This window comes from Pseudomonas sp. PvP089 (assembly GCF_017875165.1).
Classification (GTDB): domain Bacteria; phylum Pseudomonadota; class Gammaproteobacteria; order Pseudomonadales; family Pseudomonadaceae; genus Aquipseudomonas; species Aquipseudomonas fortuita.
Genome location: NZ_JAGGME010000001.1, coordinates 4,297,907 through 4,321,210, shown reverse-complemented (window position 1 = coordinate 4,321,210; position 23,304 = coordinate 4,297,907). Strand labels below are relative to the sequence as shown.

Below are 23,304 nucleotides of genomic sequence, written 5' to 3'. Positions count from 1 at the left end.
CCCCTAGAATGAACTTGTTCTCTCCCAATGCAGGCCAGGATGTCATTTACATTGATCGCAATGGTGATCGCCAGGGCCCATACAAATGCCGCTTTGCCAGCCCTAAGATGAGCCTTTGGTACAAGGAGCTGGACATTGAGGAAGGTGACAAGCTCATCCGCGTTCTGCATGGGAAAGAGCAGGTCTACACGGTGCGGGAGGTTGGCTACAGCCATGGAATGGGCGGCCATATACCCGCGCACTACACCCTCAATTTGTCCAAGGACACGGCCATCCAGCAGCAGCCCCGCAGCGCAACCACTAACAACTTCAACATCTCTAACTCTACTGGCATCCAAATCGGCGACCACAACGTCCAGCATTTAGAGGCCGCCATCAAGGAAGTCCTTGCCGCTATCGAGAAGGCACATGCCAGTAAGGATGAGAAGGAGGAAGCAAAGGGTCTACTCAGCAAATTCCTTGAGCACCCCCTGGTGAGTGCCGCTGTGGGGGCTGGCTTGCCCGCTGCTTTGGGACTTATCGGATAAGTTGCACGTTCCCTGCACGTTCGCCCCCAAGTCCCCAAGGGACCACAATAGGATGACGGAGACGTTCATCCGGGGGCTACATCACGGCTTATGTGGTGCCGGACACTGTTCGGACTGTAGGGAAACCTCAGTGTGTCCGTCATGGCTTGACTGCTGATGATGATGACCATTGGGAACCTTACCTCTCCACTCTCTTTATGGGGGGTAGGGGGGCTAACTGAGGTTTCCTAATGGTCTATCATGGAGATGCAGTCACTGATTCATCTATAGTGGTCCTTAATAGAAGACCATCACCATCACCTTCCTTTATGAGCAGAAGGTAGATGGGTCGCATCAGCCCTCAAGGTCATCAGCAAAGCCTCAGCGCCACTGCCTACGTTGTTCAGTGGATTCTGTTTGCACCAGCGCTGTATCCAGAGGGTCCAGTCATCGGGGCCAGTCTTTTTGGTCACATCATCGTTGCCGTCCTTCACATTGTTGTAGGCCGTGAAGTAACCACTTAGCCATATCCCTACACCGTCCTGGATGATGTTGTCGTTAGCCGCACGGACAAATTCCCCGCACCCCATCGTGCCAATACCCAGTTGCCTAAACCGCCCGTTCACTGCGGCCTGGGCATCTGCGGCCCCTACACATAAAAGCAAAGCCAGCGCTACAAATCTCAATTGCGTCCCTCTGAGTGGTTCCTAAAAGCCACCATAGTACCAGCGAGGGGAGCCAAATGATTTTGCTGCAAAAATTTGAGAGCCCACCTCGAAACTGATGGGCCGCGACTACCCCCGGTGCCCCCAGCGAGCGGCCAGAATCCGCCCTCTGAGAACCCTCCGGGCAGGCCCCAAGCGGCCCAGCGGCAGCCCAATGTGTCCCGGAATGTGTCCCACATGGCCGGAAACCCCAGTAAACACAGGGCCTGTCACCAGATTAAGAATCCCGCGCTCCACCTTTCCAGCCTCACAGGCGGCCATCTTCGGCCCTTTGTGGGGCTTTTTTGGGCCCTCAGCGGCAAATCCTAAGCGTGTGGACGTTCGGCTATCTGTTTTTGCGCAGAGGGCTACACACAGCTCCAATCGTGATGGCAAAATGCTGCCAACGTATCGCTAGCGGCAGAGAGCCGGAGACAGGGGAAGTTATGGCAGTTAATTCGTTTCGTCCGCGCAAATATGAAGATCATGAAATCGTCGATCCTGAGGGCCGAGTGGTCGGCCACATCCGCGTAAAGCCAAGCGGCGTGCTTTGGTCTCCTAAAAACGGCAAAGGCTGGTATGGCGTACGTCTCGAAGCGTTCGCAGAGTTTATGGAAGAAAACGGCGAGAAGCAGACCAAGTGAATGGTCCCTGGAGGCGAGTCATGGCTGTCGATTGGAAAGGATTTATTGCGGTCGGTGCTGTAGCGCTCACCCTCCCTTCTGGTGCTTGGGCGCAATGGCGAGACGTAAGTTACAACGGCGTCAGTCCCGCAGACTATGTTTACTGCAACAAGCAGAGCGACCTTGACGCGTTCGGGGCCGTTGCCCAGGACGGCGATCAAGCGGGCGCTGACCGGCTTGTGAGCCAGGGTCGCTGCCACGTCAGTTCGGGGATGCGTGTGGAGGTGTTCCAACAGAATGAGTACGCGGTCACCTTCCTTTCTCCGAGTGGTCGAGCCTTCTACACCTACACCAAGTTCGTGAGGAAGCGCTGACGCAAGTCATACGCAATCACACCTCAAGGGGCCCAATCGGGCCCTTTTTCGCGTCTGTACGTCGATTCTGGAGAATTCGCAGGGGCTAAGCCCGACAGAATCCGCGTAGAAGCGCGCCAAAATTACGAAAACACGTCATTTCCACAGATGGAAATAAATCACTTGCATGGGGTGTCGTTACCACATACGATATATTCACACGGTCGGAAATGACTACGAACACACGCACTACCTGGAGCGACACAATGAAGATGTACGCAGCCTGCCTGGCCTCCTACAGCAACGGCCACCTGCACGGCCGTTGGTTCGACCTGGAGGACTACGCGGACGCGGACGAGCTGAAACAGGCCATTGCGGTCTACGTCCTGCGCACCAGCCCATACCCTAACGTCACCGTTACCTGCCCAGCGTGCAGCGGTAAGAAGCCCGAGCAGTTCTTCTGCAGGTGCTGCGATAAGACCGGCCAGGTGGCTTCGGCAGAGGAATGGGCTGCACACGATTGGGATGGTGAGGGCTTGGCGACCTTTGGCGAATACCCGGACCTACAGCGTGTCTTGAACCATGTGGAGATGGTCGAGATGCACGGCGAAGCCTGGGCTGCCTTCACTGCCTATCATGGCGATTCTGTTACAGAAGATGACTTCCAGGCCGCCTACCGTGGCCATTACGACAGCGAAAAAGCCTTCGCAGAGGAGTGGTGCTGCGAGCTTCACGGCCTGAAAGGAGATGAATCTTTCTTTAACTGGATCGACTGGCAGCAGGCTTGGGACTGCGATCTGTCCCACACATTCGTCTATCAGGACGGCTACGTGTTCCATAGCTCCTGGTAATTGTGACGAACTCCTCAAAATCGTTTCAGCGCTGCCCTCGGGAACTACCGGGGGCTTTTTCTATCGTCGACGAAAAGCACTGTATGAATTTACAGTGTAGCGGTTTCGCATCAGGGTGTTGAGGCGTAGACTCCCCGGATTTTTCGATTTTGTCTCTGATAAAGTATCTTCTAAGAGAAGTCGTTAGCCAGGCAAATGTCGCTTGAACAATACCTTTCCATTTGTGACAATTATCCGTCACAGGCTCACTAAAAGGATTCAAAGGCGTGTTTTTGACATTGTTCGGATGGGAATTCTTCCTCGAAACATATTCGCGTTCGGGAATGTTCCTTGACTATTACTTTTCCATCTGTGAGAATCATATCTGGCTCCTGGGCCTTCACTTGGTTTTCAACAAGGTGGTAGATAAGAAACATGGACAGCGCACAGATCACAAGCCTGGTCACGGCACTTGAGAAGTTCCACGACCTGGACCCCAAAATGCCGATTCGGCAAGTCATCTATTTGCTCACTCTTGCCCAGCAAAAAGAGCCTGTGGGCATCTCAGAAATGGCCGACTTGGTTGGGGTAGGTGTAGCTGTCGCATCCCGCTACGCTGCGAGCTATGGGCGTGGTGGGCGCACGGACGCTGGTTTGGGCTTCCTGGTCGCTAAGGAAGACCCGAACGATTGGCGTAAGAAGCAACTGGTGTTCACTGACGCCGGGCGCAAATTCATTGAAAGCTTGTTCGAATCAGAGGACAAAAATGCCCATATACAGGAAGGGAAATAGATACCTAGTTTCACTCGGGTCACGCAACGACCGCTACAGACAAACGTTCGCCACAGAGGAAGAGGCGAAGGCCGATGAGGCTAGAGAGCTAGCAAGGAGGGCCACGCTACCCAAGGCGGTACGTGGCGAAGGCACCGGCACCATCTCCCCGCTGAAATCCCGCAAGACCCTTCAAGAAGCCTACGACCTGACATTCCGCCTGGAGTGGAAGGGTGGCAAGTCTGAAAAAACGATGACACTCAATGGCGGCAACGTGCTGAAAGCACTTGGGGCCGACACGCTGCTGAGCGATATCAAGACCGAGGCCATCACCGAAATGGTCCTGGAGTTTGAGGACTTGGGCAACTCTGGTTCGACCGTGAACCGCAAGCTGTCGCTTCTTTCTATGGTCCTCAAGACCGCTGTGAACCACAACTGGCTCCTCAGCGTGCCACGTATGATCCGCCGTAAAGAGGGCAAGCACCGTATCCGCTGGATGAACACGGAGGAGGAGGGCAACGTCCTAAAGGCGTGCCAGCACCTGGGGCTCAACTGCCTTCACGACTTCATCATTGTGGCGGTCGATACAGGGTTCCGCCGTGCTGAACTCCTCGGGCTCAGTGCTCCTGACTTCCAGGAAGGGATGATTCACCTGTACGCCGGACAGACCAAGAACGGAGACGCCCGTGCCATCCCGGCTACCAGTCGCGTGGCGCGCATCCTGCACCGCAGGCGGATGAACCTGACTACCTTTGAAGGGCTCACCGTTTCGTCTTTGCGTCACCAGTGGGCCACTCTGCGCGCCTACATGGGCATGGAAGAAGACCCGCAGTTCATCGTTCACATGCTTCGCCACACCTGCGCTTCGCGCCTGGTACAGCGCGGCGTCCCATTGGCCTCCGTCCAGCATTGGATGGGCCACAAGAACATCAACACGACACTCCGGTACGCGCATCTGGCACCGGAAAATCTGATGCAGGCGCGCAATGCGCTAGAGGCAGCACCGGCACAGCCGACCGCTTTTGAGTCGGTAGAGCGCGACACGTTCTTCAACTATGGTGAGGCTACAACGGCCTAGTTGGGACACATTTTCTGATTCGTGGCTCGGGCAGAGTAGGCCCTGAGCGGCGACCGTGGGCCCACCCAAAACGGGGCGGGACACACCGGGACACATGGGGACACTTGGGACACGAATTTAGCGTTGCATAGTGTGTCCCACCTGTGTAAGATGCGCGCCAAGCCCTTGTATCTAAAGGGTTTCGCGAATTGACCAAGCTCTGGCACCAGATTTAGGTTCCAGCGGCGCAAGCTGTAAGAGTTCGAGTCTCTTCGTCCGCACCATGCTTCTGTAAAGCTGTACCGCAACATCGCAAGACCGCAATATGGTGGGCGTAGCTCAGTTGGTAGAGCGCTGGATTGTGATTCCAGTTGTCGTGGGTTCGATTCCCATCGTCCACCCCATATTTCAGAAAAGGCGCCTTGATCGTGAGATCGGGCGCCTTTTTGTTTTGGCGCTCGGCCTTCCATGCGCTGAAAATGTCGTGGCGAACGCCCTCACCGCCAATTCACATCCGCCCCCTTGCAATCCTCTAGTGGCATCCCAATAAAAGCTGTTAGATTTCAGCCGGTTGAAACACCGGTCTTTTGGCCGGCAGAGGAACAGCCGAATGATCGCAAAAGAATCCCGTCAGGCCCTGGCGCTACAGCGCTTCGCAGAGGCCAACCCGCAGTTGCTCGAGGAGATCCGCGAGCTGGATGCGCGCGAGCAGGCCCAGCAAATCGAGTGGGCGTTCGAGGACGCGGCCGAGGAGCAGGGCGTTCAGCCCTGGGAATTGGCGCTGCAATTGATTGCCGAAACCCCGGAGCAGCTGCAGGCCATGCGCCTGGAGACGCACCGCGAGGTGGCCGAGGCGCTGGGGATGGAGTGGGAAGAATATTGCCAGTTCAACGAAATTGAACCTGAATAAAGGCAGCGATTTCGCCACTGGCAGTTGTTTGACAAGGTATTTCGGCTACAGGGCGCTACGGGCGCCGTGCGGCCCCTATTGGAAGCAGGCCTGGCGGTATGCCGTGCGGGCCATGAAAGTTAATCGACCGGCGTGGTTTCCCGTCGTCCCGAGTGGGGTGACTTCTGCTGCGCGACTCACTAGAATGCTTGCCCTTGATTCTGGAGTCGGGCTAACGCCGGCTAACGTCTGTGCAACGAGGAATATCCATGCAAGTTTCTGTTGAAAACACTTCCGCTCTCGAGCGCCGCATGACCATCGCCGTTCCGGCCGAGCGCGTCGAGAACGAAGTCAACAAGCGTCTGCAGCAGACTGCCAAGCGCGCCAAGATTGCGGGCTTCCGTCCTGGTAAAGTGCCGATGAACGTGATCCGTCAGCGTTTCGAAGCTGACGCCCGTCAAGAGGCTTTCGGTGACCTGGTCCAGGCATCCTTCTACGAAGCCATCGTCGAGCAGAAGCTGAACCCGGCCGGCGCCCCCGCTGTAGAGCCGAAGTCCTTCGAAAAGGGCAAGGACCTGGAATTCGTCGCCATCTTCGAAGTGTTCCCTGAGTTCACCGTTGCCGGCCTCGAGTCGATCAGTGTCGAGCGCCTGAGCGCCGAAGTGGCTGACGCCGACCTGGACAACATGCTGGAAGTGCTGCGCAAGCAGAACACCCGTTTCGAGGCTGTCGAGCGCGCCGCGCAGAACGACGACCAGGTCAACATCGACTTCGTCGGCAAGGTCGACGGTGAAGTGTTCGCGGGTGGTTCGGCCAAGGGCACTCCGCTGGTGCTGGGTTCCGGCCGCATGATCCCGGGCTTCGAAGAAGGCCTGGTTGGCGCCAAGGCTGGCGAAGAGCGCGTTGTCAACGTGACCTTCCCAGAGGACTATCAGAACCTGGACCTGGCTGGCAAGGCTGCCGAGTTCACCATCACCGTCAACAGTGTTGCCGCCCCTGTGCTGCCAGAGCTGAACGAAGAGTTCTTCGCCCAGTTCGGTATCAAAGAGTCGACCCTGGAAGGCTTCCGCACCGAAGTTCGCAAGAACATGGAGCGTGAACTGCGCCAAGCGATCAAGACCAAGGTGAAGAACCAGGTCATGGACGGTCTGCTGGCCGCCAACCCGATCGAAGTGCCAAAGGCTTTGCTGGAAAACGAAGTCAACCGTCTGCGCGTGCAGGCCGTTCAGCAGTTCGGTGGCAACATCAAGCCTGAGCAGCTGCCAGTTGAGCTGTTCGAAGAGCAAGCCAAGCGCCGCGTAGTGCTGGGCCTGATCGTGGCCGAAGTGGTCAAGCAGTTCGAGCTGAAGCCGGATGACGCCAAGGTTCGCGAGATGATCGAAGAAATGGCTTCGGCTTACCAAGAGCCTGAGCAGGTCATCGCCTGGTACTACAAGAACGACCAGCAGATGAACGAAGTCCGTTCGGTTGTGCTGGAAGAGCAAGTTGTAGATACTGTCCTGCAGAAAGCGACTGTGACCGACAAGTCGGTCTCGTACGAAGAAGCCGTAAAACCAGCTGAGGCACCTGCCGCTGCTGAGTAACGGGCTTCTCTCGTAGGAAACCCCCACAAGCCAGCCTTCGAGCTGGCTTGTGCGTATTCAAGCCATGACTATTTGGGAGTGAGCGCAGGACATGTCCCGCAATTCTTATATTCAGCAGAGCTCTGACATCCAGGCCGCAGGCGGCCTGGTCCCGATGGTTATCGAGCAGTCCGCCCGTGGCGAACGTGCCTACGACATTTACTCGCGCCTGTTGAAGGAGCGAGTGATCTTCCTGGTCGGTCCTGTAGAAGACTACATGGCCAACCTGGTAGTGGCGCAGATGCTGTTCCTGGAAGCGGAAAACCCGGACAAGGATATCCATCTTTACATCAACTCCCCAGGCGGCTCGGTGACTGCTGGCATGTCGATCTACGACACCATGCAATTCATCAAGCCGGATGTCTCGACCATCTGCATCGGCCAGGCCTGCAGCATGGGTGCCTTCCTGTTGACCGCCGGTGCCAAGGGCAAGCGTCATTGCCTGCCTAACTCGCGGGTGATGATTCACCAGCCGCTGGGCGGCTTCCAGGGCCAGGCTACCGACATCCAGATCCACGCCCAGGAAATCCTCAGCATCAAGGCGCGTCTCAACGAGCTGCTGGCCTATCACACCGGCCAGGACCTCGAGACCATCCAGCGTGACACTGAGCGTGACAACTTCATGAGCGCCTCGCGCGCGGCCGAGTACGGCCTGATCGACTCGGTCTACGACAAGCGGCAACTGGCCTCCTGAACCGGGGCGCCAGAGCAGGCAGGCGCGCAAACCGCCTGCCTGCGGACTTGAAAAAGCCCGCAATTGCCTTCATCTTGTGTTGCAAGCCTACCGGATTGGATCGATCGAATGACTGACACCCGTAACGGCGAGGACAGCGGCAAATTGCTCTATTGCTCCTTCTGCGGCAAAAGCCAGCATGAAGTGCGCAAATTGATTGCCGGGCCCTCGGTATTTATCTGCGACGAGTGCGTCGACCTGTGCAACGACATCATCCGTGAGGAGGTGCAGGAAGCCCAGGCCGAGAGCAGCGCGCACAAATTGCCTTCGCCGAAAGAAATCAGCGGCATCCTTGACCAGTATGTGATTGGTCAGGAGCGCGCGAAGAAGGTGCTTGCCGTAGCGGTGTATAACCACTACAAGCGCCTGAACCAGCGTGACAAGAAGGGTGACGAAGTCGAACTGGGCAAGAGCAACATCCTGCTCATCGGGCCGACCGGCTCGGGCAAGACCCTGCTCGCCGAAACCCTGGCACGCCTGTTGAACGTACCGTTCACCATTGCTGACGCCACCACCCTGACCGAGGCCGGTTATGTGGGTGAGGACGTCGAGAACATCATTCAGAAGCTGTTGCAGAAGTGCGACTACGATGTGGAAAAGGCCCAGATGGGCATTGTCTACATTGACGAAATCGACAAGATCTCGCGCAAGTCGGACAACCCGTCCATCACCCGTGACGTCTCGGGCGAGGGCGTGCAGCAGGCGCTGTTGAAACTGATCGAGGGCACTGTGGCCTCGGTGCCGCCGCAAGGCGGGCGTAAACACCCGCAACAGGAATTCCTGCAGGTTGATACCCGCAATATCCTGTTCATTTGCGGTGGCGCGTTCTCGGGTCTGGAAAAAGTCATCCAGGGCCGCTCCACCAAGGGTGGCATCGGTTTTGGCGCAGAAGTGCGCAGCAAGGAAGAGGGCAAGAAGGTTGGCGAGTCCCTGCGTGAGGTCGAGCCGGACGATCTGGTCAAGTTTGGCCTGATTCCGGAATTCGTCGGCCGTCTGCCGGTGCTGGCTACCCTCGACGAGCTGGACGAGGCTGCATTGATGCAGATCCTCACCGAGCCGAAGAATGCTCTGACCAAGCAGTATGCCAAGCTGTTCGAGATGGAAAGCGTCGACCTCGAGTTCCGCAGCGATGCGCTCAAGGCCGTTGCCCGCAAGGCCCTGGAGCGCAAGACTGGCGCCCGTGGCCTGCGTTCGATCCTCGAAGGCGTGCTGCTCGACACCATGTACGAGATCCCTTCCAAAAAGGATGTCAGCAAGGTGGTGATCGACGAGAGCGTCATCGAAGGCACCTCGCAGCCGCTGATGATCTACGAAAACAGCGAGCCGCAAGCCAAGGCCGCGCCAGACGCCTGATTCAGGCAATGGCCGGTGGCGGTTGCAAGCAAGAAGGGGGCCTACGGGCCCCTTTCTGCTTTTCCTGCGCTAGCGCTTGTAATTTCCCAGGCATGCCCCCACATTAGGTCCAAGCATCATTTCCACCGGTTTCCGGCCATAAGGCCGCTGTAGAGGCGAAATCATGAAGACAACCCTCGACTTGCCTCTTTTGCCATTGCGCGATGTCGTTGTTTACCCGCACATGGTTATCCCGCTGTTCGTGGGGCGCGAAAAGTCCATCGAAGCCCTCGAGGCAGCGATGACGGGCGAAAAGCAGATCCTCCTGCTTGCCCAGAAAAACCCGGCCGACGACGACCCGGGCGAGGACGCCCTGTATCGTGTCGGTACCGTTGCCACCGTACTCCAACTGCTGAAACTGCCTGATGGCACCGTCAAGGTGCTGGTCGAGGGCGAGCAGCGCGGCGCCGTCGAACGTTTCACCGAAGTAGAAGGGCACATCCGTGCCGAAGTCTCCCTGATCGACGAAACCGACGCCGCCGAGCGCGAGTCGGAAGTGTTCGTGCGCACCTTGCTGTCGCAATTCGAGCAGTACGTGCAACTGGGTAAGAAAGTCCCTGCCGAAGTGCTGTCTTCGCTGAACAGCATCGAGGAGCCAGGGCGTCTGGTCGATACCATGGCCGCCCACATGGCCCTGAAGATCGAGCAGAAGCAGGAAATTCTCGAAATTGTCGATCTGACTACCCGTGTCGAGCACGTATTGGCGCTGCTGGATGCTGAAATCGACCTGCTGCAGGTTGAAAAGCGCATCCGCGGCCGGGTCAAGAAGCAGATGGAGCGCAGCCAGCGCGAGTACTACCTGAATGAGCAGATGAAGGCCATTCAGAAAGAGCTCGGTGATGGCGATGAAGGCCACAACGAAGTCGAAGAGCTGAAAAAGCGCATCGAAGCCGCTGGCCTGCCCAAGGATGCCCTGGCCAAGGCCCAGGCAGAGCTGAACAAGCTCAAGCAGATGTCGCCAATGTCGGCCGAGGCCACTGTGGTGCGCTCGTACCTCGACTGGCTCGTGCAGGTGCCTTGGAAAGCCCAGAGCAAGGTGCGTCTGGACCTGACAAAGGCCGAGGAAATCCTCGATGCCGACCACTACGGCCTGGAAGAGGTCAAGGAACGCATTCTCGAGTACCTTGCCGTGCAGAAGCGCGTCAAGAAAATCCGCGGCCCGGTGCTCTGCCTTGTTGGCCCGCCTGGCGTCGGCAAGACCTCGCTGGCTGAATCGATCGCTGCTGCCACCAACCGCAAGTTCGTGCGCATGGCCCTCGGTGGCGTGCGTGACGAGGCAGAGATCCGTGGCCACCGCCGTACCTACATCGGCTCCATGCCTGGCCGTCTGATCCAGAAGATGACCAAGGTGGGGGTGCGCAACCCGCTGTTCCTGCTCGACGAAATCGACAAGATGGGCAGCGACATGCGTGGCGACCCGGCCTCGGCACTGCTTGAAGTGCTCGACCCTGAGCAGAACCACAATTTCAACGACCACTACCTGGAAGTCGACTACGACCTCTCGGACGTGATGTTCCTGTGCACCTCGAACTCGATGAATATCCCGCCGGCGCTGCTCGACCGGATGGAAGTCATCCGCCTGCCGGGCTACACCGAAGACGAGAAGATCAACATCGCGGTCAAATACCTGGTGCCCAAGCAGGTCAAGGCCAACGGCCTGAAGAAGGACGAGCTGGAGGTCGATGTCTCGGCGATCCGCGACATCATCCGCTACTACACCCGCGAAGCCGGTGTGCGTGGGCTGGAGCGGCAAATTGCCAAGGTCTGCCGCAAGGTCGTCAAGGAACATACCGGGCAGAAGCTGGTCAAGGTCAAGGTGGCCAGCGAGCAGCTGGAGCACCTGCTGGGTGTGCGCAAGTTCCGTTACGGCCTGGCCGAGCAGCAGGACCAGATCGGTCAGGTCACCGGCCTGGCCTGGACCCAGGTGGGTGGCGAACTGCTGACCATCGAGGCCGTGGTCATTCCTGGCAAGGGCCAACTGATCAAGACCGGCTCGCTGGGCGATGTGATGGTCGAGTCGATCACCGCCGCACAGACCGTGGTGCGCAGCCGCGCCCGCAGCCTGGGGATTGCCGCCGACTTCCACGAGAAGCGCGACGTGCACATTCACATGCCGGAAGGCGCCACGCCCAAGGACGGCCCAAGCGCGGGTATCGGCATGTGCACTGCACTGGTGTCGGCGCTGACGCAGATTCCGGTACGTGCCGACGTGGCCATGACCGGCGAAATCACCCTGCGTGGCCAGGTACTGGCCATTGGCGGGTTGAAGGAAAAACTGCTGGCGGCACACCGTGGCGGCATCAAGACGGTGATCATTCCAGAGGAGAATGTTCGCGATCTGAAGGAGATTCCGGAAAATATCAAACAGGATCTTCAGATCAAACCGGTCAAATGGATTGACGAAGTCCTGCAAATTGCGCTGCAATACGCCCCGGAGCCCTTGCCAGATGTGGCTCCTGAGATTGTCGCGAAAGATGAAAAGCGCGACGGCGATGCTAAGGAAAGAATCAGCACGCATTAGTAGTTTTTGGCTGGGGGGCTTTCCTTGACAGTTTTTTCGGGCCCTTGCTATAAAGCGGCACGCTATTGTCATCAAGCCACCCAGCGCACGTTTCATAAGCTTTTCATTACATACTTAGAAACAAACTCATTAGAGAAATAAGGGGACTTAGAGTGAACAAGTCGGAACTGATTGACGCTATCGCTGCATCGGCTGACATTTCCAAAGCTACCGCAGGTAAGGCTTTGGACGCTGTGATCGACTCCGTAACCGGTGCCCTGAAAGCAGGCGACGACGTCGTTCTGGTTGGCTTCGGTACCTTCTCGGTCAAGGACCGCGCCGAACGTACTGGCCGCAACCCTCAAACCGGTAAGGCCATCAAGATCGAAGCCGCCAAGGTTCCAGGTTTCAAGGCTGGCAAAGGCCTGAAAGACGCCGTCAACTAAGTCGTCTTTCAGCCGGCCCCGGCCTTGCCGGGTCCGAGCACGCTGAAGGCGGGGCGCAAACGTTCCCGCCTGACACGTTTGCTAAGAAAAGGCGCATCCTCGGATGCGCCTTTCTTTTATCAGGATTCTACCCACGCTCCGCGGTTGTCGACGCAGTGGTACAGCCGTTTCTGGGGGACGCATGCTGCAAAATATCAGGGACAATTCACAAGGTTGGATTGCCAAGACCATCATCGGCCTTATCGTCGTCTTGATGGCGTTGACCGGTTTCGAAGCCATTTTCCAGGCCGCCACCCATAGCCAGGACGCCGCCAAGGTGAACGGCCAGACCATCAGCCAGAACGAGCTGGGGCAGGCTGCCGACATGCAGCGCCGTCAGTTGATGCAACAGTTGGGCAAGGATTTCGACCCAGCGCTGCTGGATGACAAATTGCTGCGTGAAGAGGCGCTCAAGGGCCTGATCAGCCGCAAGTTGCTGCTGCAAGGCGCCGAAGATGCCAAGTTTGCCTTCTCCGAGGCTGCGCTGGATCAGGTGATCCTGCAAACCCCGGAGTTCCAGGTGGACGGCAAGTTCAGTGCTGACCGCTTCGACCAGGTCATCCGCCAAATGGGCTACGGCCGCATGCAGTTCCGCGACATGCTCGCCGAGGAAATGCTCATCGGCCAGCTGCGCACCGGCCTGGCCGGCAGCAGTTTTGTCACCGACCAGCAGGTCGATGCCTTCGCTCGCCTGGAGAAGCAGACCCGTGACTTCGCCTCCCTGACCTTCAAGGCCGACCCGGCTGCGGTCAAGGTCAGCGACGAAGAGGTCAAGGCGCATTATGAGCAGCACGCCAAGGAGTTTATGTCGCCTGACCAGGTGGTGATCGACTACATCGAACTGAAGAAGTCGGCGTTCTTCGACCAGGTCAAGGTGACCGACGAAGAGCTCAAGGCCCAGTACGAGAAGGAAATCGCCAACCTGGCCGAGCAACGCCATGCCGCGCACATCCTCATCGAGGTCAACGACAAGGTCACCGACGCCCAGGCCAAGGCCCGTGCCGAAGAGATCGAGCAGCGCCTGGCCAAGGGTGAAAGCTTTGCCGCGTTGGCCAAGGAGTTCTCCCAGGACCCGGGTTCGGCCAGCAGCGGTGGTGACCTCGGCTTTGCCGGCCCGGGTGTCTACGACCCGGCGTTCGAGGACGCGCTGTACAAGCTGCAGGACGGCCAGGTCTCGGCGCCAGTGCGCACCGAGTTTGGCTACCACCTGATCAAGCTGCTGGGTGTGCAGGCGCCAGAGGTGCCGAGCTTCGCCAGCTTGAAGGACAAACTGACCCGTGACCTGAAAATCCCGCTGGTCGAGCAGCGTTACGTCGATGCCAGCAAGCAGCTGCAGGATGCTGCCTACGAGGCTTCCGACCTGGCCCAGCCGGCTCAGGACCTGAACCTCAAGGTGCAGACCTCTGCAGCCTTTGGGCGCGAGGGTGGTGAAGGCATTACCGCCAACCGTTCGGTGGTGCAGGCTGCGTTCTCCGAAGAAGTGCTGGAGGAGGCTGCCAACAGCACCGCGATCGAGCTCGACCCGGAGACCACCGTGGTATTGCGCGTCAAGGAGCACCGCAAGCCGGAGCAACTGCCGCTGGAAGCGGTGGCCAGCAACATCCGCGAACACCTGGCCAAAGAGAAGGCGACTGCCGAGCTGAAGGCCAAGGCGGACAAGCTGATTGCCGGCCTGCGTGATGGCTCCATTGCCGCAGGCAGCGTGCACGACGGGCAAGGCTGGAAGGCCTATGAAGCAGTCACCCGTGGCGAGGACGGTATTGATCCGGCCGAACTGCAGGCGCTGTTCCGCCTGGGCAAGCCGCAAGCCAAGGACAAGCCGGTGTATGGCAGCGTAGTGCTGCGTGACGGTAGCCTGGTGGTGCTGCAGCTCAAGGGTGTCAACGAAGGCGCTACCGCCACCGACGAAGAGAAGCAGCAGATCCGCCGCTACCTCGCATCGCGTGCTGGTCAGCAGGACTTCGCGGCGTACCGCAAGCAGCTGGAAGCCAATGCTGACATCACCCGTTACTGAGGTGGTTGCTGCATGAAGAAACAGGCCGCCTCGTGCGGCCTGTTTCGTTTCTGTCGCAGTGAGCCCGGCGCAGTACCTATGGGGGCGGGCTACCGCGAAGAGAGCGGCACAGGTGCTATAGCGCTTAGCGCTTCACCCCTTCGTGGTTATCCAGCGTATCCCGCGCAATTTCCCGTCCCAGGGCAATCAGCTCGGGCGCCTTGTAGAACTCGAAGAATCGGCACACCCGTTTGGGCACGTTGATCAGCACGTCCGGTGGGTAGCCGGCGATCTTGTATTGCGCCAGCGAAGTCTGCATGACCTCGAAGCTCTGGTTGATCAGGTCCAGCAGCGAAGCAGGCCCCACGTTGTCGATGATGAACGAGCCGGTCGCCGATTTTGGCGCGCCCTCGCGTTCCGGTGCCGCCGCCGGTTGTTGGCCTTCCGGGTCGGCGGCATCTGCCAGCCAAGGGTTTGGCGGTGCCAGGCCATCGGCAGCGATCTCCTGTTCGATACGCATCAGCTCTTCCGCCGGCTTGCGCCGGAATGGCAGGCGAGAGCCCAATGAGCTCAGCAAGGAGTCAAAACGCATCTTGAACGCCGCAGGGCGCTCAATCACCGGTAACTGGTATTGCTTCTGATTGGTGGCGTTGAGGTTGACCGCGATGATCAGGTCGCAGTGGCTGGATACCACAGGCACAATCGGCAGCGGGTTGAGGATGCCCCCGTCGACCAGCATACGGTTGCCCTGCATCACAGGGGTGAACAGGCTTGGGATGGCCGCCGAGGCGCGCATGGCCTGGTGCAGGCAGCCTTCCTGGAACCAGATTTCCTGTTGGTTGGTGAGGTCGGTTGCAACCGCTGTATAGGGGATGCGCAATTGCTCGATGTTGATTTCGCCGACGATCTTGCGGATTTGCCCGAACACCTTGTCGCCACGAATGGCACCGAGGCGAAAGCTGACGTCGACCAGGCGCAGTACATCCAGGTAATCGAGGCTCTCGATCCAGTTGCGATAGTCGCTCAGCTTGCCGGCGGCATAGATGCCGCCAACCACTGCACCCATGGAGCAGCCGGCAATGCAGGCAATGTCGTAGCCGCGCCGCTCGATTTCTTCAATCACACCGATGTGTGCATACCCCCGGGCTCCGCCTGAGCCCAGTACCAGTGCCACGCGTTTGCTCATGAATATTCCCCGTCCAGTGCAACCATGGTCCTACAATGCACCCATCACAGGCTGTGCTTCAATGTCGATCGCGCTGAGCTACTGTAATAAAACCGGCCAGGCACAGTTGGTCGGGCAGGGCACTTTTCAGCTGCCGGGGCGTCGAACAGCCACTGTTTTTTCCATTGAGGTATTACTGATGAAAGCCTGGATCTGCCTTCCACTGATTGCCTTGGCCCTTGCTGGCTGCGCAGGCAAGACGGCCTACCGTGACAGCTGCGCGACCCAGCTGGATGCCGCCTGGAAGGAATTGGACCTGGCCAAGGCCGAAGGCTTTGCCGGTGCTGTCAGTTACTCCAAGGCTTTGTCGCTGTTGACCGGGGCCAAGACCCAGCAGCAGTTCGAAGGTTATGAAAGCTGCACGCGCAAAGCCGAAAAGGCGCGCTTCTACATTCGTGAGTCGCGCGCTGGGCGCTGACCGAGGAGCGTCGTATGTCTGCCATGCTAGACCATGTCGTTGCACAGACCCTGGCGGTGCAGGTGCGGCTGCTGGCTTGCCGGGAACGCCTGGCCGCTGATACTGACAGCGAGGCCTTGCACGACCTGCGCATCAGCCTGCGGCGCTTGCGCAGCCTGCTGAGGCCCCTGCGCGGGCTGCCTGGTGTGGAGCAGTTGGAGGAGGCCGCCAGCGCGTTGGGTACCCTGACCACGCCATTGCGTGACCGCGAGGTGCTGGCAGCGGAACTGATCGGGCGCGGCCATACTGCAGCAGGGCAGCGGCGCCTGGAAGGGCGTGGCAGGACCTTTGCCAGTGTGGCTGCCAGCCCACAACTGACCCGGGTGCTGGCGATTGTGGACGCGTTTCCGTTGTTCTTGCGGGCGGCAGGCCGTGAGGGGCTGGTCAAGTCGCTGGACAAGCGCATTGACAAGCGCCTGGTCAAGCAGTGGCGTAGGCTGCACGAAGCCCTGCAAGACCCTGCTCACGACCGCCACCGCCTGCGCTTGCTGATCAAGCGTGCGCGCTATGGCGACGAAGCCTACCCGCAGCTCGACCATGCCGGGAAAAAACTGCAGCGCCTGCTGAAAAAGGCACAGGCAGACCTGGGCGGCTGGCATGACCGCCTGCAGTGGTTGCTGCAGGCACGCGACCATGCTGACCTGGCCCCTTGCAAGGCCGCGTGGGAGCAGGAACTGCACGAGGCGGAACGCACGGCGGATGTGACGCTGGATGCCCTGCTGCGCGCGCTGGCGCGTCGCTAGCCCGAACATTGACCGATATGCGGGCTGATCGCCTGGAGTTTGCTGGCTACGATGGGCAGACCTTATCGCTGTGGGCAGGAGCCAGCCAATGAACTTCAACCAACTGCTTGACGCCGTGCGGGCCAATCCGGATGCCGTCAGTATCCCGCCTGGCTGGGCCCAGGGTCGCGCCGCCTTTGGCGGCCTCATGGCGGCCATGGTTTATGAGGCCATGTGCCTGAAACTGTCCGACAGCCGCCCTGTGCGCTCGCTGGCCATCAGTTTCGTCGCGCCTGCTGCTGCCGATGTGCCAATCCGTTTCGAAGTGGAGGTGCTGCGCGAAGGCAAGGCGGTCAGCACATTGCTCGGCCGCGCCGTGCAGGATGGCCAGGTGGTGACCCTGGTGCAGGGTAATTTCGGTGCAGGCCGGCCTTCGGTGGTCGAGGTGCCAGCGTTACCGGCGATGGAAATGCCAGCACTCGATGACGCAGCGCCCGAGTTGCCGTATATCAAAGGCGTTACTCCGGAGTTCATGCGGCACGTGGCCTTGCGCTGGGCAGTGGGTGGGTTGCCATTCAGTGGCAATCAGTCGCGCAAGATGGGCGGTTGGGTGCGCTTGCGCGATGTGGCTGAAGAACAGGTCAATGAGGCGCATTTGCTGGCGTTGGTCGATGCCTGGCCACCCAGCCTGATGCCCTTTCTCAAACAGCCCGCAGCAGGCAGCACCCTGACCTGGACCATCGAGTTCATTCAGCCCACGGCGAAGCTGTCGACCCTGGACTGGTGCCGCTACTGCGTGGAGACCGAGCATGCGCGGGAGGGTTATGGGCATGCTGCGGCGGCGTTGTGGACGGCGGAAGGCGAATTGCTTGCCCTCAGCCGACAGACTGTGACCGTGTTTGCCTGATCAATCTTGGGAGCGCTGCGCGCTCCTTTCGCGACACAAGGCCGCTCCCTCAAGGATCTCGCAATTTTCAGATTGCGCGTGATTCCTGTGGGAGCGGCCTTGCGTCGCGATTGGGCTGCAAAGCAGCCCCATGGCATCAATGGCGGTGTTTGTGCCGCTCCCGCCAGGCCTTCCACCAGGCCCCGCTCAGCACAAAGCGCGGAAAGGTAATGAACTGCTCTGTCAGCAGGCGCTGCACGGCATCCTGGCGGTTGGCAAAGGGTTCGGGCTGCTCTACCTCCAGGCGGTGGCCATGGCGCTGTAAGCCAAGGCCGGCAATCAGGGCGATCACGCCAACGGCGATCTGGCCCAGGTCCAGGGCGAAGAGGCCCGACAAAATCAGCAGGGCGCCCAGTATGAACAGCGGCACCGCAATCAGGTGCAGCACCAGATTGGCGGGGTGACGGTGGTTATTGTGATAGCCGCGCCATTGCCAGGCGGGCAGGTTGGGCAGGCGTTTGCTCATGGGCAATTCCTCTCGGTCATGCCCAAAGTCTAGTGCGGATGCCGGGCGCAGGCCAATCGAGGCAGGCTATGGCGACTATAGCTTGAGCTGGCCAATGGCCCTGTTCAGTTCGCCGGCCAGGGTCGCCAATTCGCTACTGGTATTCGCCGAGCCCACCGTCTGCTGCACGGTCTGTTCGGTGACATCGCGGATGCTCACCACCGCCCGGTTCATTTCCTCGGCCACCTGGCTTTGCTGCTCGGCCGCCACGGCAATCTGGGTATTGCTTTCGCGCATTTGCGCCACAGCTCCGGTAATCTCGGCCAGTGCTTCGCCGGCCTCCTGGGCCTGGCGCACGCAATCGTCTGCCTTGAACGAGCTTTCCTGCATGAATTCCACGGCATCGCGGGTGCCTGATTGCAGGGCAGAGACCATGGTGGTGATTTCGTCGGTTGAGGTTTGCACGCGCTTGGCCAGGTTACGTACCTCATCGGCCACCACAGCAAAGCCGCGGCCCAGATCCCCGGCGCGCGCCGCTTCGATGGCCGCGTTGAGCGCCAACAGGTTGGTCTGCTCGGCGATGCTGTGGATCACACCGACCACGCTGTTGATTTTCTGGCTGTCGTCAGCCAGTTGGCGAATCATTTCAGCGGTTTGCTGAACACCGCTGGAAAGCCCGGAAATCGAATCCTGCACCCGGCTGACCACCTCTTGGCCGCTGCCGGCCAAGGTGTCGGCGGTTTGTGACAGGTCACGGGTGGCACCGGCATGCTGGGCAATATGGTGCACCGTCGCCGACATTTCGTTGATGGCGGTGGCGGCCTGATCAGTCTCGCTCTGCTGGCCGAGCATGCCGTGGCGGACGTTGCTCATGCTGGCGGCCAGGCGTGCGGCGCCCGAGTCCAGCTGTGCCGCAGTGTGGGCGACGGTGCTGACCACGCGGTGGTAGGTGGCCTGCATGGCATTGAAGGCGCCGGCCATCTGGCCGACCTCGTCGCCGCAGGCCAGCGGCACACGGGCAGCAAGGTCGCCGGTCTTTTCCACGTGCAGCATCACATCCTTCAACGTATTGAGCTGGCTGAGCAGGAAGCGGATCAGCAACTGCGAGGCGCCGAGCATGGCCAGCATCAGGATCAGGACGCACACCGCGTAGTTGCTGAAGCGGTCGAAAAATACCTGACGCAGGCTTGGCGACTGCGCCAGTACGGCCACCTGCTGGTCGCCGTTGCGCAAGACCTGCGCACCGCGCAACGGGTTTTCGCCGAGGATCCAGGCGCTCGGCAGCTCGACCCAACCTTGGCCGCTGCGCAGGCTATCGAGCGCTTCACCGGCGAAAATCGGCGTCTGCCCGGCCGACCAGCTGATGACGTTGGCCGTGCGTGGCAATGCTTGCCCGGCAGGCCAGGCAGCCAGCAGCTGGGCTTGCGCTGCCGCCTGCGCCTGCGCCGCTTCGGCGCGGGCGCGTTGCTCAAGGTGTACGGCGTAGAGCACCAGCAGCAGGGTCGTGACAAAGGCCACCGCATTGACGGCCCAGAATTTGTACTTCAGGGAAACATTGCTAAGCCAGGCACCCATGGGCAGGTCTTCTCTGAGTTGAGCGGAAACAGTATTCGCAAGGTGCCATCATTGTGCCTGCATCTACTCAGCCAGATGTTGACCCATATCAACAGCCCGCGCACAGGGCTCAGGGGAGCCGGAAAAACGCCCGCGCCGTTGCGGTGGTATGCGCCGCCGTGTGCTCGACCGATTCGCCCCGATGCAGCGCCACTTCGCGCAACACCTCCGGCAGAAATGCTGGCTCGTTGCGCCCATTCTTCGGCTTGGGCCGCAGGCTGCGTGGCAGCAGGTAGGGGGCATCGCTCTCCAGCATCAGCCGCCCTTCGGCAATGTTGCCTACCAGTGGATGCAGGTGGGTGCCACGGCGTTCATCGCAGATCCAGCCGGTAATGCCAATGTGCAGGTCCATGTCCAGATAGGCGAACAGCGCCTCGCGCTCGCCGGTAAAGCAGTGCACCACCGCGCCGCTCAGGTGGTCGCGGTAATGCTTGAGGATCGAAAGCAAGCGCTCGCTGGCGTCGCGCTCGTGCAGGAACACCGGCAGGCGCAGCTCTGCGGCCAGCGCCAACTGGGCTTCCAGGGCTTGTTCCTGCAGTGGGCGAGGGGAGAAGTCGCGGTTGAAATCCAGGCCGCATTCGCCCACGGCGCGCACGCGCGGCTCATTCAACAACTGGCGTAACTGGCGCTCGCTGCCGGCATCCCAGGACTTGGCATCGTGGGGGTGCACGCCCGCTGTGGCGAACAGGTGCGCACCGCTTGCATCCAACTGCTGGCACAGCTCCAGCGCCTGTTCACTGACTGCCAGGCTGGTGCCTGTCAGCACCATTTGTGTGACCCCGGCCTCAAGGGCGCGCTCGACGATTGCCGCCTGCTGGTCGTGGAAACTGCTGTTCGTCAGGTTGACGCCGATATCGATCAGTTGCATGGTGCTATCTCGTGCCGCGGGGCGGCCAGCATAGCAAAATCCGCGTTTTTCTGAAAAAACCAAGAACTTCATGCTGTTGCCGTGGTCTTTTACCGTCATTTCTCACTTGGCGGTTCAACCCATGGATACCGCCCAACCACCACGGACACGTTTTGGCATGCTGCGATGCTGGCTTGTTTTTCTGCTGACGCTGGGCCTGACCCTGACCGGCCCGGCCCAGGCGCGCGCGCCGGGGCCGCAGCAGAACATACCACCCGCCAAGGTGCGTGACTTGCAGCAGGTTCGCACCAGCAAAGTGCTGCGGGTGCTGGTCAACCAGAGCCGTAACAGCTCTGGCGAGGTCAAGGGCGAGCCAGTTGGCATCGAGTACTATCGCCTGCGTGCCCTGGAGCATTACCTCAATGCCCGCAACGCGGACGACCAGCAGATCCAGCTAAAGCTCATCCCACGTGCCAAGGAGCAGTTGCTGGGCGCTCTGGCCCGCGGGGAGGGTGACCTGGCTGCGCCGGGCGAGCTGCTCGACCCTGGCACGGTACGCGGGGTCAGCAGCACTGCGCCGATACTCGACCAGGTGCCGTTGACGCTGGTGGGGCGCAAAGGCGAGCGAAGCTTCAGCAAGGTCGAACAGCTGTCCGGGCGTACCGTGGCCTTGACCAGCGCGAGTGCCGCCGGCCCGCTGATCCAGCAGGTCAACCAGCAACTGGCGCTGCGCAAGCGGCCGCCGATCAAGGTGGAGTGGGTTGACTCCACGTTGGCGGTGGAGGATGTACTGGAAATGGTGCAGGCAGGCATCTACCACCTTACCGTTGTCGAACAGCCGATTGCCCGGCGCTGGGCGCGGGTTATGCCGCGCCTGCGGCTGGACAGCCGTGTGCGCCTGGGGCCACCGCAAGCCATGCGCTGGTATGTGGGGCGCGATGCGCCGCAGCTGTTGGCCACGGTCGATCACTTTCTGCGAGGTTACCGCGCGCCAGACAATCAGGATGCCGCGTTCGAGCGCATCTACCGGCGCCAGTACCGGGTGCACAACCCATTGGCCAGCAAGGACCGCCAGCGGCTGGCCTCGGTGCGGGCAGTGCTGCAGAAGCATGGTCAGGCGCAGCAGATCGACTGGCTCAACCTGGCGGCGCTGGCTTTCAAGGAATCGACGCTCAACCCGGCCGCACGCGGCACGGGCGGTGCCCATGGCCTGATGCAGATTACCCCTTCGGCGGCCCAGCGCGTGGGGGTAAGCAACACCGCCACGGTAGATGGCAATGTACAGGCCAGCGCACGCTACCTGGCCCTGATTCGGCGTAAGTTCTTTGCCAGCCCCAGAATCAACGAGCGTGAGCGCATGGCCTTTGTGCTGGCGGCTTACAACCTCGGCCCCGAGCGCGTTCAGGCCATGCGCGCCGAAGCCCGGCGGCGCGGCCTTAACGGCAATCAGTGGTTCTTCCAGACCGAACGCATCGCCATGGAGCAGGTAGGCATGGGGCCGGTCAACTTCGTCAACAGTGTCAACAAGTACTTTTTGGCATTCAACCGCGAGCGGGCCGTGCTGGAGCGCGTAGCGAAGCGTTGATAAATGATTTTGCTGGCGTGCTTTTGCTTGCAGCTTGCAGCTTGCAACTTGTAGCTCATCGCTCTAGCATACCGCCTGCGCCGATTTAAACAGCTACTTGCGGGGCGCAGGAAAGCCCCACCTCCGGGCCATCCGAAATACCGCTAAAGCGCTGGTTCGGTGACGCCTCCCACCGCTGCCCAGCGGGATTCGCGAGGCGGAGAGAAGCTCCATGAGTTGTCCACGTACCAGTGTCTGTTTGAGCCCTTTGCCTGCCAGCCAGGCCACCCGCACACCGCGCATTCTGCTCGGTGGTCAGCATCAGCCCACCCTTTTGCGTCATCTCGAAGGCCTGTCCCGGCGCAAGGGCCAGGCGCGTGCCTTTCTGATCCAGTTCGCTGAAATCGGCTGCCACCTGGCGCAATACGGCAATGACCGTTTCGACCTGGCCGTAATTCAGGCCCCGGCGCCGGGCGAGGCCGCAGAAGTCATTGGCCACCTCACCCGCATCGCGCGCCAAGGCCTTATTACCCGCCGCTGAGGAGTGCGCTGTTGAGTACCAACATCATCACCACGCAAGGCCATGAGGCGCTGAAGAAAGAACTGGACCACCTGTGGCGGGTATATCGCCCGGAGATCACCCAGAAGGTTGCCTGGGCCGCGTCGCTGGGCGACCGCAGCGAGAATGCCGACTATCAGTACAACAAGAAGCTGTTGCGCGAAATCGACCGCCGGGTGCGTTACCTGCGCAAGCGTCTTGAAGATGTAAAAGTGGTGGCCTACTCATCTCAGCAGGAAGGCAAGGTATTTTTCGGTGCCTGGGTCGAAGTCGAGAATGACGATGGCGAGACCATGAAATTTCGCATTGTCGGCTATGACGAGATCTACGGGCGCAACGATTACATCTCGATCGACTCGCCCATGGCGCGCGCCTTGCTCAAGAAGGAGGAGGGCGATGAGGTAGTGGTGCACACGCCTACCGGTGAAGCGACCTGGTATGTCAACAGTATCAGTTACGGCCAATAA

24 protein-coding genes and 1 tRNA gene are annotated in these 23,304 nt (G+C 59.9%); 20 read left to right on the top strand and 5 right to left on the bottom strand.

Annotated features, from left to right (window positions below):
• The first annotated feature begins 8 nt into the window (after positions 1 to 8).
• Positions 9 to 527 (top strand): RIP homotypic interaction motif-containing protein, encoded by a 519-nt coding sequence (locus J3A71_RS19720; protein ID WP_209953115.1) that lies wholly within the window; start codon positions 9 to 11, stop codon positions 525 to 527.
• Positions 528 to 823: 296 nt separating this feature from the next.
• Here the strand turns inward: J3A71_RS19720 and J3A71_RS19715 are convergent, their stop codons facing one another.
• Entirely contained in the window at positions 824 to 1,192 is a 369-nt protein-coding gene (locus J3A71_RS19715; protein WP_209953113.1) for an HdeA/HdeB family chaperone, read from the bottom strand.
• Between the two features lie 464 nt (positions 1,193 to 1,656).
• Here J3A71_RS19715 and J3A71_RS19710 point away from each other — a divergent pair, with 464 nt between their 5' ends.
• The 13 genes from J3A71_RS19710 (at position 1,657) to J3A71_RS19650 (ending at position 14,479) form a co-directional block, all read left to right on the top strand.
• On the top strand, positions 1,657 to 1,854 hold the full coding sequence (locus J3A71_RS19710; RefSeq protein WP_126404369.1) for a hypothetical protein: 198 nt from the start codon (positions 1,657 to 1,659) through the stop codon (positions 1,852 to 1,854).
• Between the two features lie 20 nt (positions 1,855 to 1,874).
• Complete coding sequence (locus J3A71_RS19705; protein WP_209953111.1) at positions 1,875 to 2,207, top strand: hypothetical protein; 333 nt, start codon at positions 1,875 to 1,877, stop codon at positions 2,205 to 2,207.
• A gap of 245 nt (positions 2,208 to 2,452) precedes the next feature.
• Positions 2,453 to 3,037, top strand: coding sequence for an antirestriction protein ArdA (locus J3A71_RS19700; RefSeq protein WP_209953109.1), 585 nt, complete (start codon positions 2,453 to 2,455; stop codon positions 3,035 to 3,037).
• A 414-nt stretch (positions 3,038 to 3,451) separates the two neighbouring features.
• Positions 3,452 to 3,808, top strand: a complete 357-nt coding sequence (locus J3A71_RS19695) for a hypothetical protein (protein ID WP_010953267.1) — start codon at positions 3,452 to 3,454, stop codon at positions 3,806 to 3,808.
• On the top strand, positions 3,783 to 4,865 hold the full coding sequence (locus J3A71_RS19690) for a site-specific integrase (protein WP_245353452.1): 1,083 nt from the start codon (positions 3,783 to 3,785) through the stop codon (positions 4,863 to 4,865). Before J3A71_RS19695 ends, J3A71_RS19690 begins: the two co-directional genes overlap by 26 nt.
• A 307-nt stretch (positions 4,866 to 5,172) precedes the next feature.
• Positions 5,173 to 5,248, top strand: a tRNA-His gene (locus J3A71_RS19685).
• A 206-nt stretch (positions 5,249 to 5,454) separates the two neighbouring features.
• On the top strand, positions 5,455 to 5,754 hold the full coding sequence (locus tag J3A71_RS19680; protein WP_016485883.1) for a DUF6388 family protein: 300 nt from the start codon (positions 5,455 to 5,457) through the stop codon (positions 5,752 to 5,754).
• A gap of 248 nt (positions 5,755 to 6,002) precedes the next feature.
• Positions 6,003 to 7,316, top strand: a complete 1,314-nt coding sequence (gene tig, locus J3A71_RS19675; RefSeq protein WP_016485884.1) for a trigger factor — start codon at positions 6,003 to 6,005, stop codon at positions 7,314 to 7,316.
• Between the two features lie 91 nt (positions 7,317 to 7,407).
• Positions 7,408 to 8,049, top strand: coding sequence for an ATP-dependent Clp endopeptidase proteolytic subunit ClpP (clpP, locus tag J3A71_RS19670; RefSeq protein ID WP_012271562.1), 642 nt, complete (start codon positions 7,408 to 7,410; stop codon positions 8,047 to 8,049).
• Between the two features lie 108 nt (positions 8,050 to 8,157).
• On the top strand, positions 8,158 to 9,441 hold the full coding sequence (clpX, locus tag J3A71_RS19665) for an ATP-dependent Clp protease ATP-binding subunit ClpX (protein ID WP_016485885.1): 1,284 nt from the start codon (positions 8,158 to 8,160) through the stop codon (positions 9,439 to 9,441).
• A 163-nt stretch (positions 9,442 to 9,604) separates the two neighbouring features.
• Positions 9,605 to 12,001 (top strand): endopeptidase La, encoded by a 2,397-nt coding sequence (gene lon / locus J3A71_RS19660; RefSeq protein ID WP_060518931.1) that lies wholly within the window; start codon positions 9,605 to 9,607, stop codon positions 11,999 to 12,001.
• 152 nt (positions 12,002 to 12,153) lie between these two features.
• On the top strand, positions 12,154 to 12,426 hold the full coding sequence (locus tag J3A71_RS19655; protein WP_016485887.1) for an HU family DNA-binding protein: 273 nt from the start codon (positions 12,154 to 12,156) through the stop codon (positions 12,424 to 12,426).
• Between the two features lie 181 nt (positions 12,427 to 12,607).
• The gene (locus J3A71_RS19650) at positions 12,608 to 14,479 is read left to right on the top strand and encodes a SurA N-terminal domain-containing protein (RefSeq protein ID WP_096425867.1); all 1,872 of its coding nucleotides are present in this window, start codon (positions 12,608 to 12,610) and stop codon (positions 14,477 to 14,479) included.
• 124 nt (positions 14,480 to 14,603) lie between these two features.
• Here J3A71_RS19650 and J3A71_RS19645 read toward each other — a convergent pair whose 3' ends face one another.
• On the bottom strand, positions 14,604 to 15,644 hold the full coding sequence (locus J3A71_RS19645; protein WP_016485889.1) for a patatin-like phospholipase family protein: 1,041 nt from the start codon (positions 15,642 to 15,644) through the stop codon (positions 14,604 to 14,606).
• A 178-nt stretch (positions 15,645 to 15,822) separates the two neighbouring features.
• Here J3A71_RS19645 and J3A71_RS19640 point away from each other — a divergent pair, with 178 nt between their 5' ends.
• The 3 genes from J3A71_RS19640 (at position 15,823) to J3A71_RS19630 (ending at position 17,769) form a co-directional block, all read left to right on the top strand.
• Complete coding sequence (locus tag J3A71_RS19640) at positions 15,823 to 16,101, top strand: lipoprotein (RefSeq protein WP_003250254.1); 279 nt, start codon at positions 15,823 to 15,825, stop codon at positions 16,099 to 16,101.
• Positions 16,102 to 16,115: 14 nt separating this feature from the next.
• The gene (locus J3A71_RS19635) at positions 16,116 to 16,883 is read left to right on the top strand and encodes a CHAD domain-containing protein (protein ID WP_024717591.1); all 768 of its coding nucleotides are present in this window, start codon (positions 16,116 to 16,118) and stop codon (positions 16,881 to 16,883) included.
• Positions 16,884 to 16,971: 88 nt separating this feature from the next.
• Positions 16,972 to 17,769, top strand: a complete 798-nt coding sequence (locus J3A71_RS19630) for a thioesterase family protein (protein WP_016485890.1) — start codon at positions 16,972 to 16,974, stop codon at positions 17,767 to 17,769.
• Positions 17,770 to 17,905: 136 nt separating this feature from the next.
• Here J3A71_RS19630 and J3A71_RS19625 read toward each other — a convergent pair whose 3' ends face one another.
• The 3 genes from J3A71_RS19625 to J3A71_RS19615 all read right to left on the bottom strand — a co-directional run bounded on the left by J3A71_RS19625 (position 17,906) and on the right by J3A71_RS19615 (position 20,735).
• Entirely contained in the window at positions 17,906 to 18,274 is a 369-nt protein-coding gene (locus J3A71_RS19625; RefSeq protein WP_016485891.1) for an Mpo1-like protein, read from the bottom strand.
• A gap of 75 nt (positions 18,275 to 18,349) precedes the next feature.
• Positions 18,350 to 19,828: a methyl-accepting chemotaxis protein gene (locus J3A71_RS19620; RefSeq protein ID WP_016485892.1), complete on the bottom strand. Its 1,479-nt coding sequence runs from the start codon at positions 19,826 to 19,828 to the stop codon at positions 18,350 to 18,352.
• 109 nt (positions 19,829 to 19,937) lie between these two features.
• Positions 19,938 to 20,735, bottom strand: coding sequence for a TatD family hydrolase (locus J3A71_RS19615; protein ID WP_016485893.1), 798 nt, complete (start codon positions 20,733 to 20,735; stop codon positions 19,938 to 19,940).
• Positions 20,736 to 20,892: 157 nt separating this feature from the next.
• Between J3A71_RS19615 and J3A71_RS19610 the strand changes: the two genes are divergently transcribed.
• The 3 genes from J3A71_RS19610 (at position 20,893) to greB (ending at position 23,304) form a co-directional block, all read left to right on the top strand.
• Entirely contained in the window at positions 20,893 to 22,299 is a 1,407-nt protein-coding gene (locus J3A71_RS19610) for a transglycosylase SLT domain-containing protein (protein WP_016485894.1), read from the top strand.
• Between the two features lie 211 nt (positions 22,300 to 22,510).
• Complete coding sequence (locus J3A71_RS19605; protein WP_016485895.1) at positions 22,511 to 22,819, top strand: hypothetical protein; 309 nt, start codon at positions 22,511 to 22,513, stop codon at positions 22,817 to 22,819.
• Between the two features lie 11 nt (positions 22,820 to 22,830).
• On the top strand, positions 22,831 to 23,304 hold the full coding sequence (gene greB, locus J3A71_RS19600) for a transcription elongation factor GreB (RefSeq protein ID WP_096425868.1): 474 nt from the start codon (positions 22,831 to 22,833) through the stop codon (positions 23,302 to 23,304).

Coding starts and splice junctions, on each gene's coding strand:
- J3A71_RS19615 (WP_016485893.1), bottom strand. CDS start 20,735: ATGCAACTGATCGATATCGGCGTCAACCTGACGAACAGCAGTTTCCAC.
- J3A71_RS19710 (WP_126404369.1), top strand. CDS start 1,657: ATGGCAGTTAATTCGTTTCGTCCGCGCAAATATGAAGATCATGAAATC.
- J3A71_RS19700 (WP_209953109.1), top strand. CDS start 2,453: ATGAAGATGTACGCAGCCTGCCTGGCCTCCTACAGCAACGGCCACCTG.
- J3A71_RS19625 (WP_016485891.1), bottom strand. CDS start 18,274: ATGAGCAAACGCCTGCCCAACCTGCCCGCCTGGCAATGGCGCGGCTAT.
- J3A71_RS19720 (WP_209953115.1), top strand. CDS start 9: ATGAACTTGTTCTCTCCCAATGCAGGCCAGGATGTCATTTACATTGAT.
- J3A71_RS19640 (WP_003250254.1), top strand. CDS start 15,823: ATGAAAGCCTGGATCTGCCTTCCACTGATTGCCTTGGCCCTTGCTGGC.
- J3A71_RS19650 (WP_096425867.1), top strand. CDS start 12,608: ATGCTGCAAAATATCAGGGACAATTCACAAGGTTGGATTGCCAAGACC.
- J3A71_RS19620 (WP_016485892.1), bottom strand. CDS start 19,828: ATGGGTGCCTGGCTTAGCAATGTTTCCCTGAAGTACAAATTCTGGGCC.
- J3A71_RS19695 (WP_010953267.1), top strand. CDS start 3,452: ATGGACAGCGCACAGATCACAAGCCTGGTCACGGCACTTGAGAAGTTC.
- J3A71_RS19630 (WP_016485890.1), top strand. CDS start 16,972: ATGAACTTCAACCAACTGCTTGACGCCGTGCGGGCCAATCCGGATGCC.
- J3A71_RS19705 (WP_209953111.1), top strand. CDS start 1,875: ATGGCTGTCGATTGGAAAGGATTTATTGCGGTCGGTGCTGTAGCGCTC.
- J3A71_RS19645 (WP_016485889.1), bottom strand. CDS start 15,644: ATGAGCAAACGCGTGGCACTGGTACTGGGCTCAGGCGGAGCCCGGGGG.
- J3A71_RS19690 (WP_245353452.1), top strand. CDS start 3,783: ATGCCCATATACAGGAAGGGAAATAGATACCTAGTTTCACTCGGGTCA.
- lon (WP_060518931.1), top strand. CDS start 9,605: ATGAAGACAACCCTCGACTTGCCTCTTTTGCCATTGCGCGATGTCGTT.
- clpX (WP_016485885.1), top strand. CDS start 8,158: ATGACTGACACCCGTAACGGCGAGGACAGCGGCAAATTGCTCTATTGC.
- J3A71_RS19610 (WP_016485894.1), top strand. CDS start 20,893: ATGCTGCGATGCTGGCTTGTTTTTCTGCTGACGCTGGGCCTGACCCTG.
- tig (WP_016485884.1), top strand. CDS start 6,003: ATGCAAGTTTCTGTTGAAAACACTTCCGCTCTCGAGCGCCGCATGACC.
- clpP (WP_012271562.1), top strand. CDS start 7,408: ATGTCCCGCAATTCTTATATTCAGCAGAGCTCTGACATCCAGGCCGCA.
- J3A71_RS19680 (WP_016485883.1), top strand. CDS start 5,455: ATGATCGCAAAAGAATCCCGTCAGGCCCTGGCGCTACAGCGCTTCGCA.
- J3A71_RS19605 (WP_016485895.1), top strand. CDS start 22,511: ATGAGTTGTCCACGTACCAGTGTCTGTTTGAGCCCTTTGCCTGCCAGC.
- J3A71_RS19635 (WP_024717591.1), top strand. CDS start 16,116: ATGTCTGCCATGCTAGACCATGTCGTTGCACAGACCCTGGCGGTGCAG.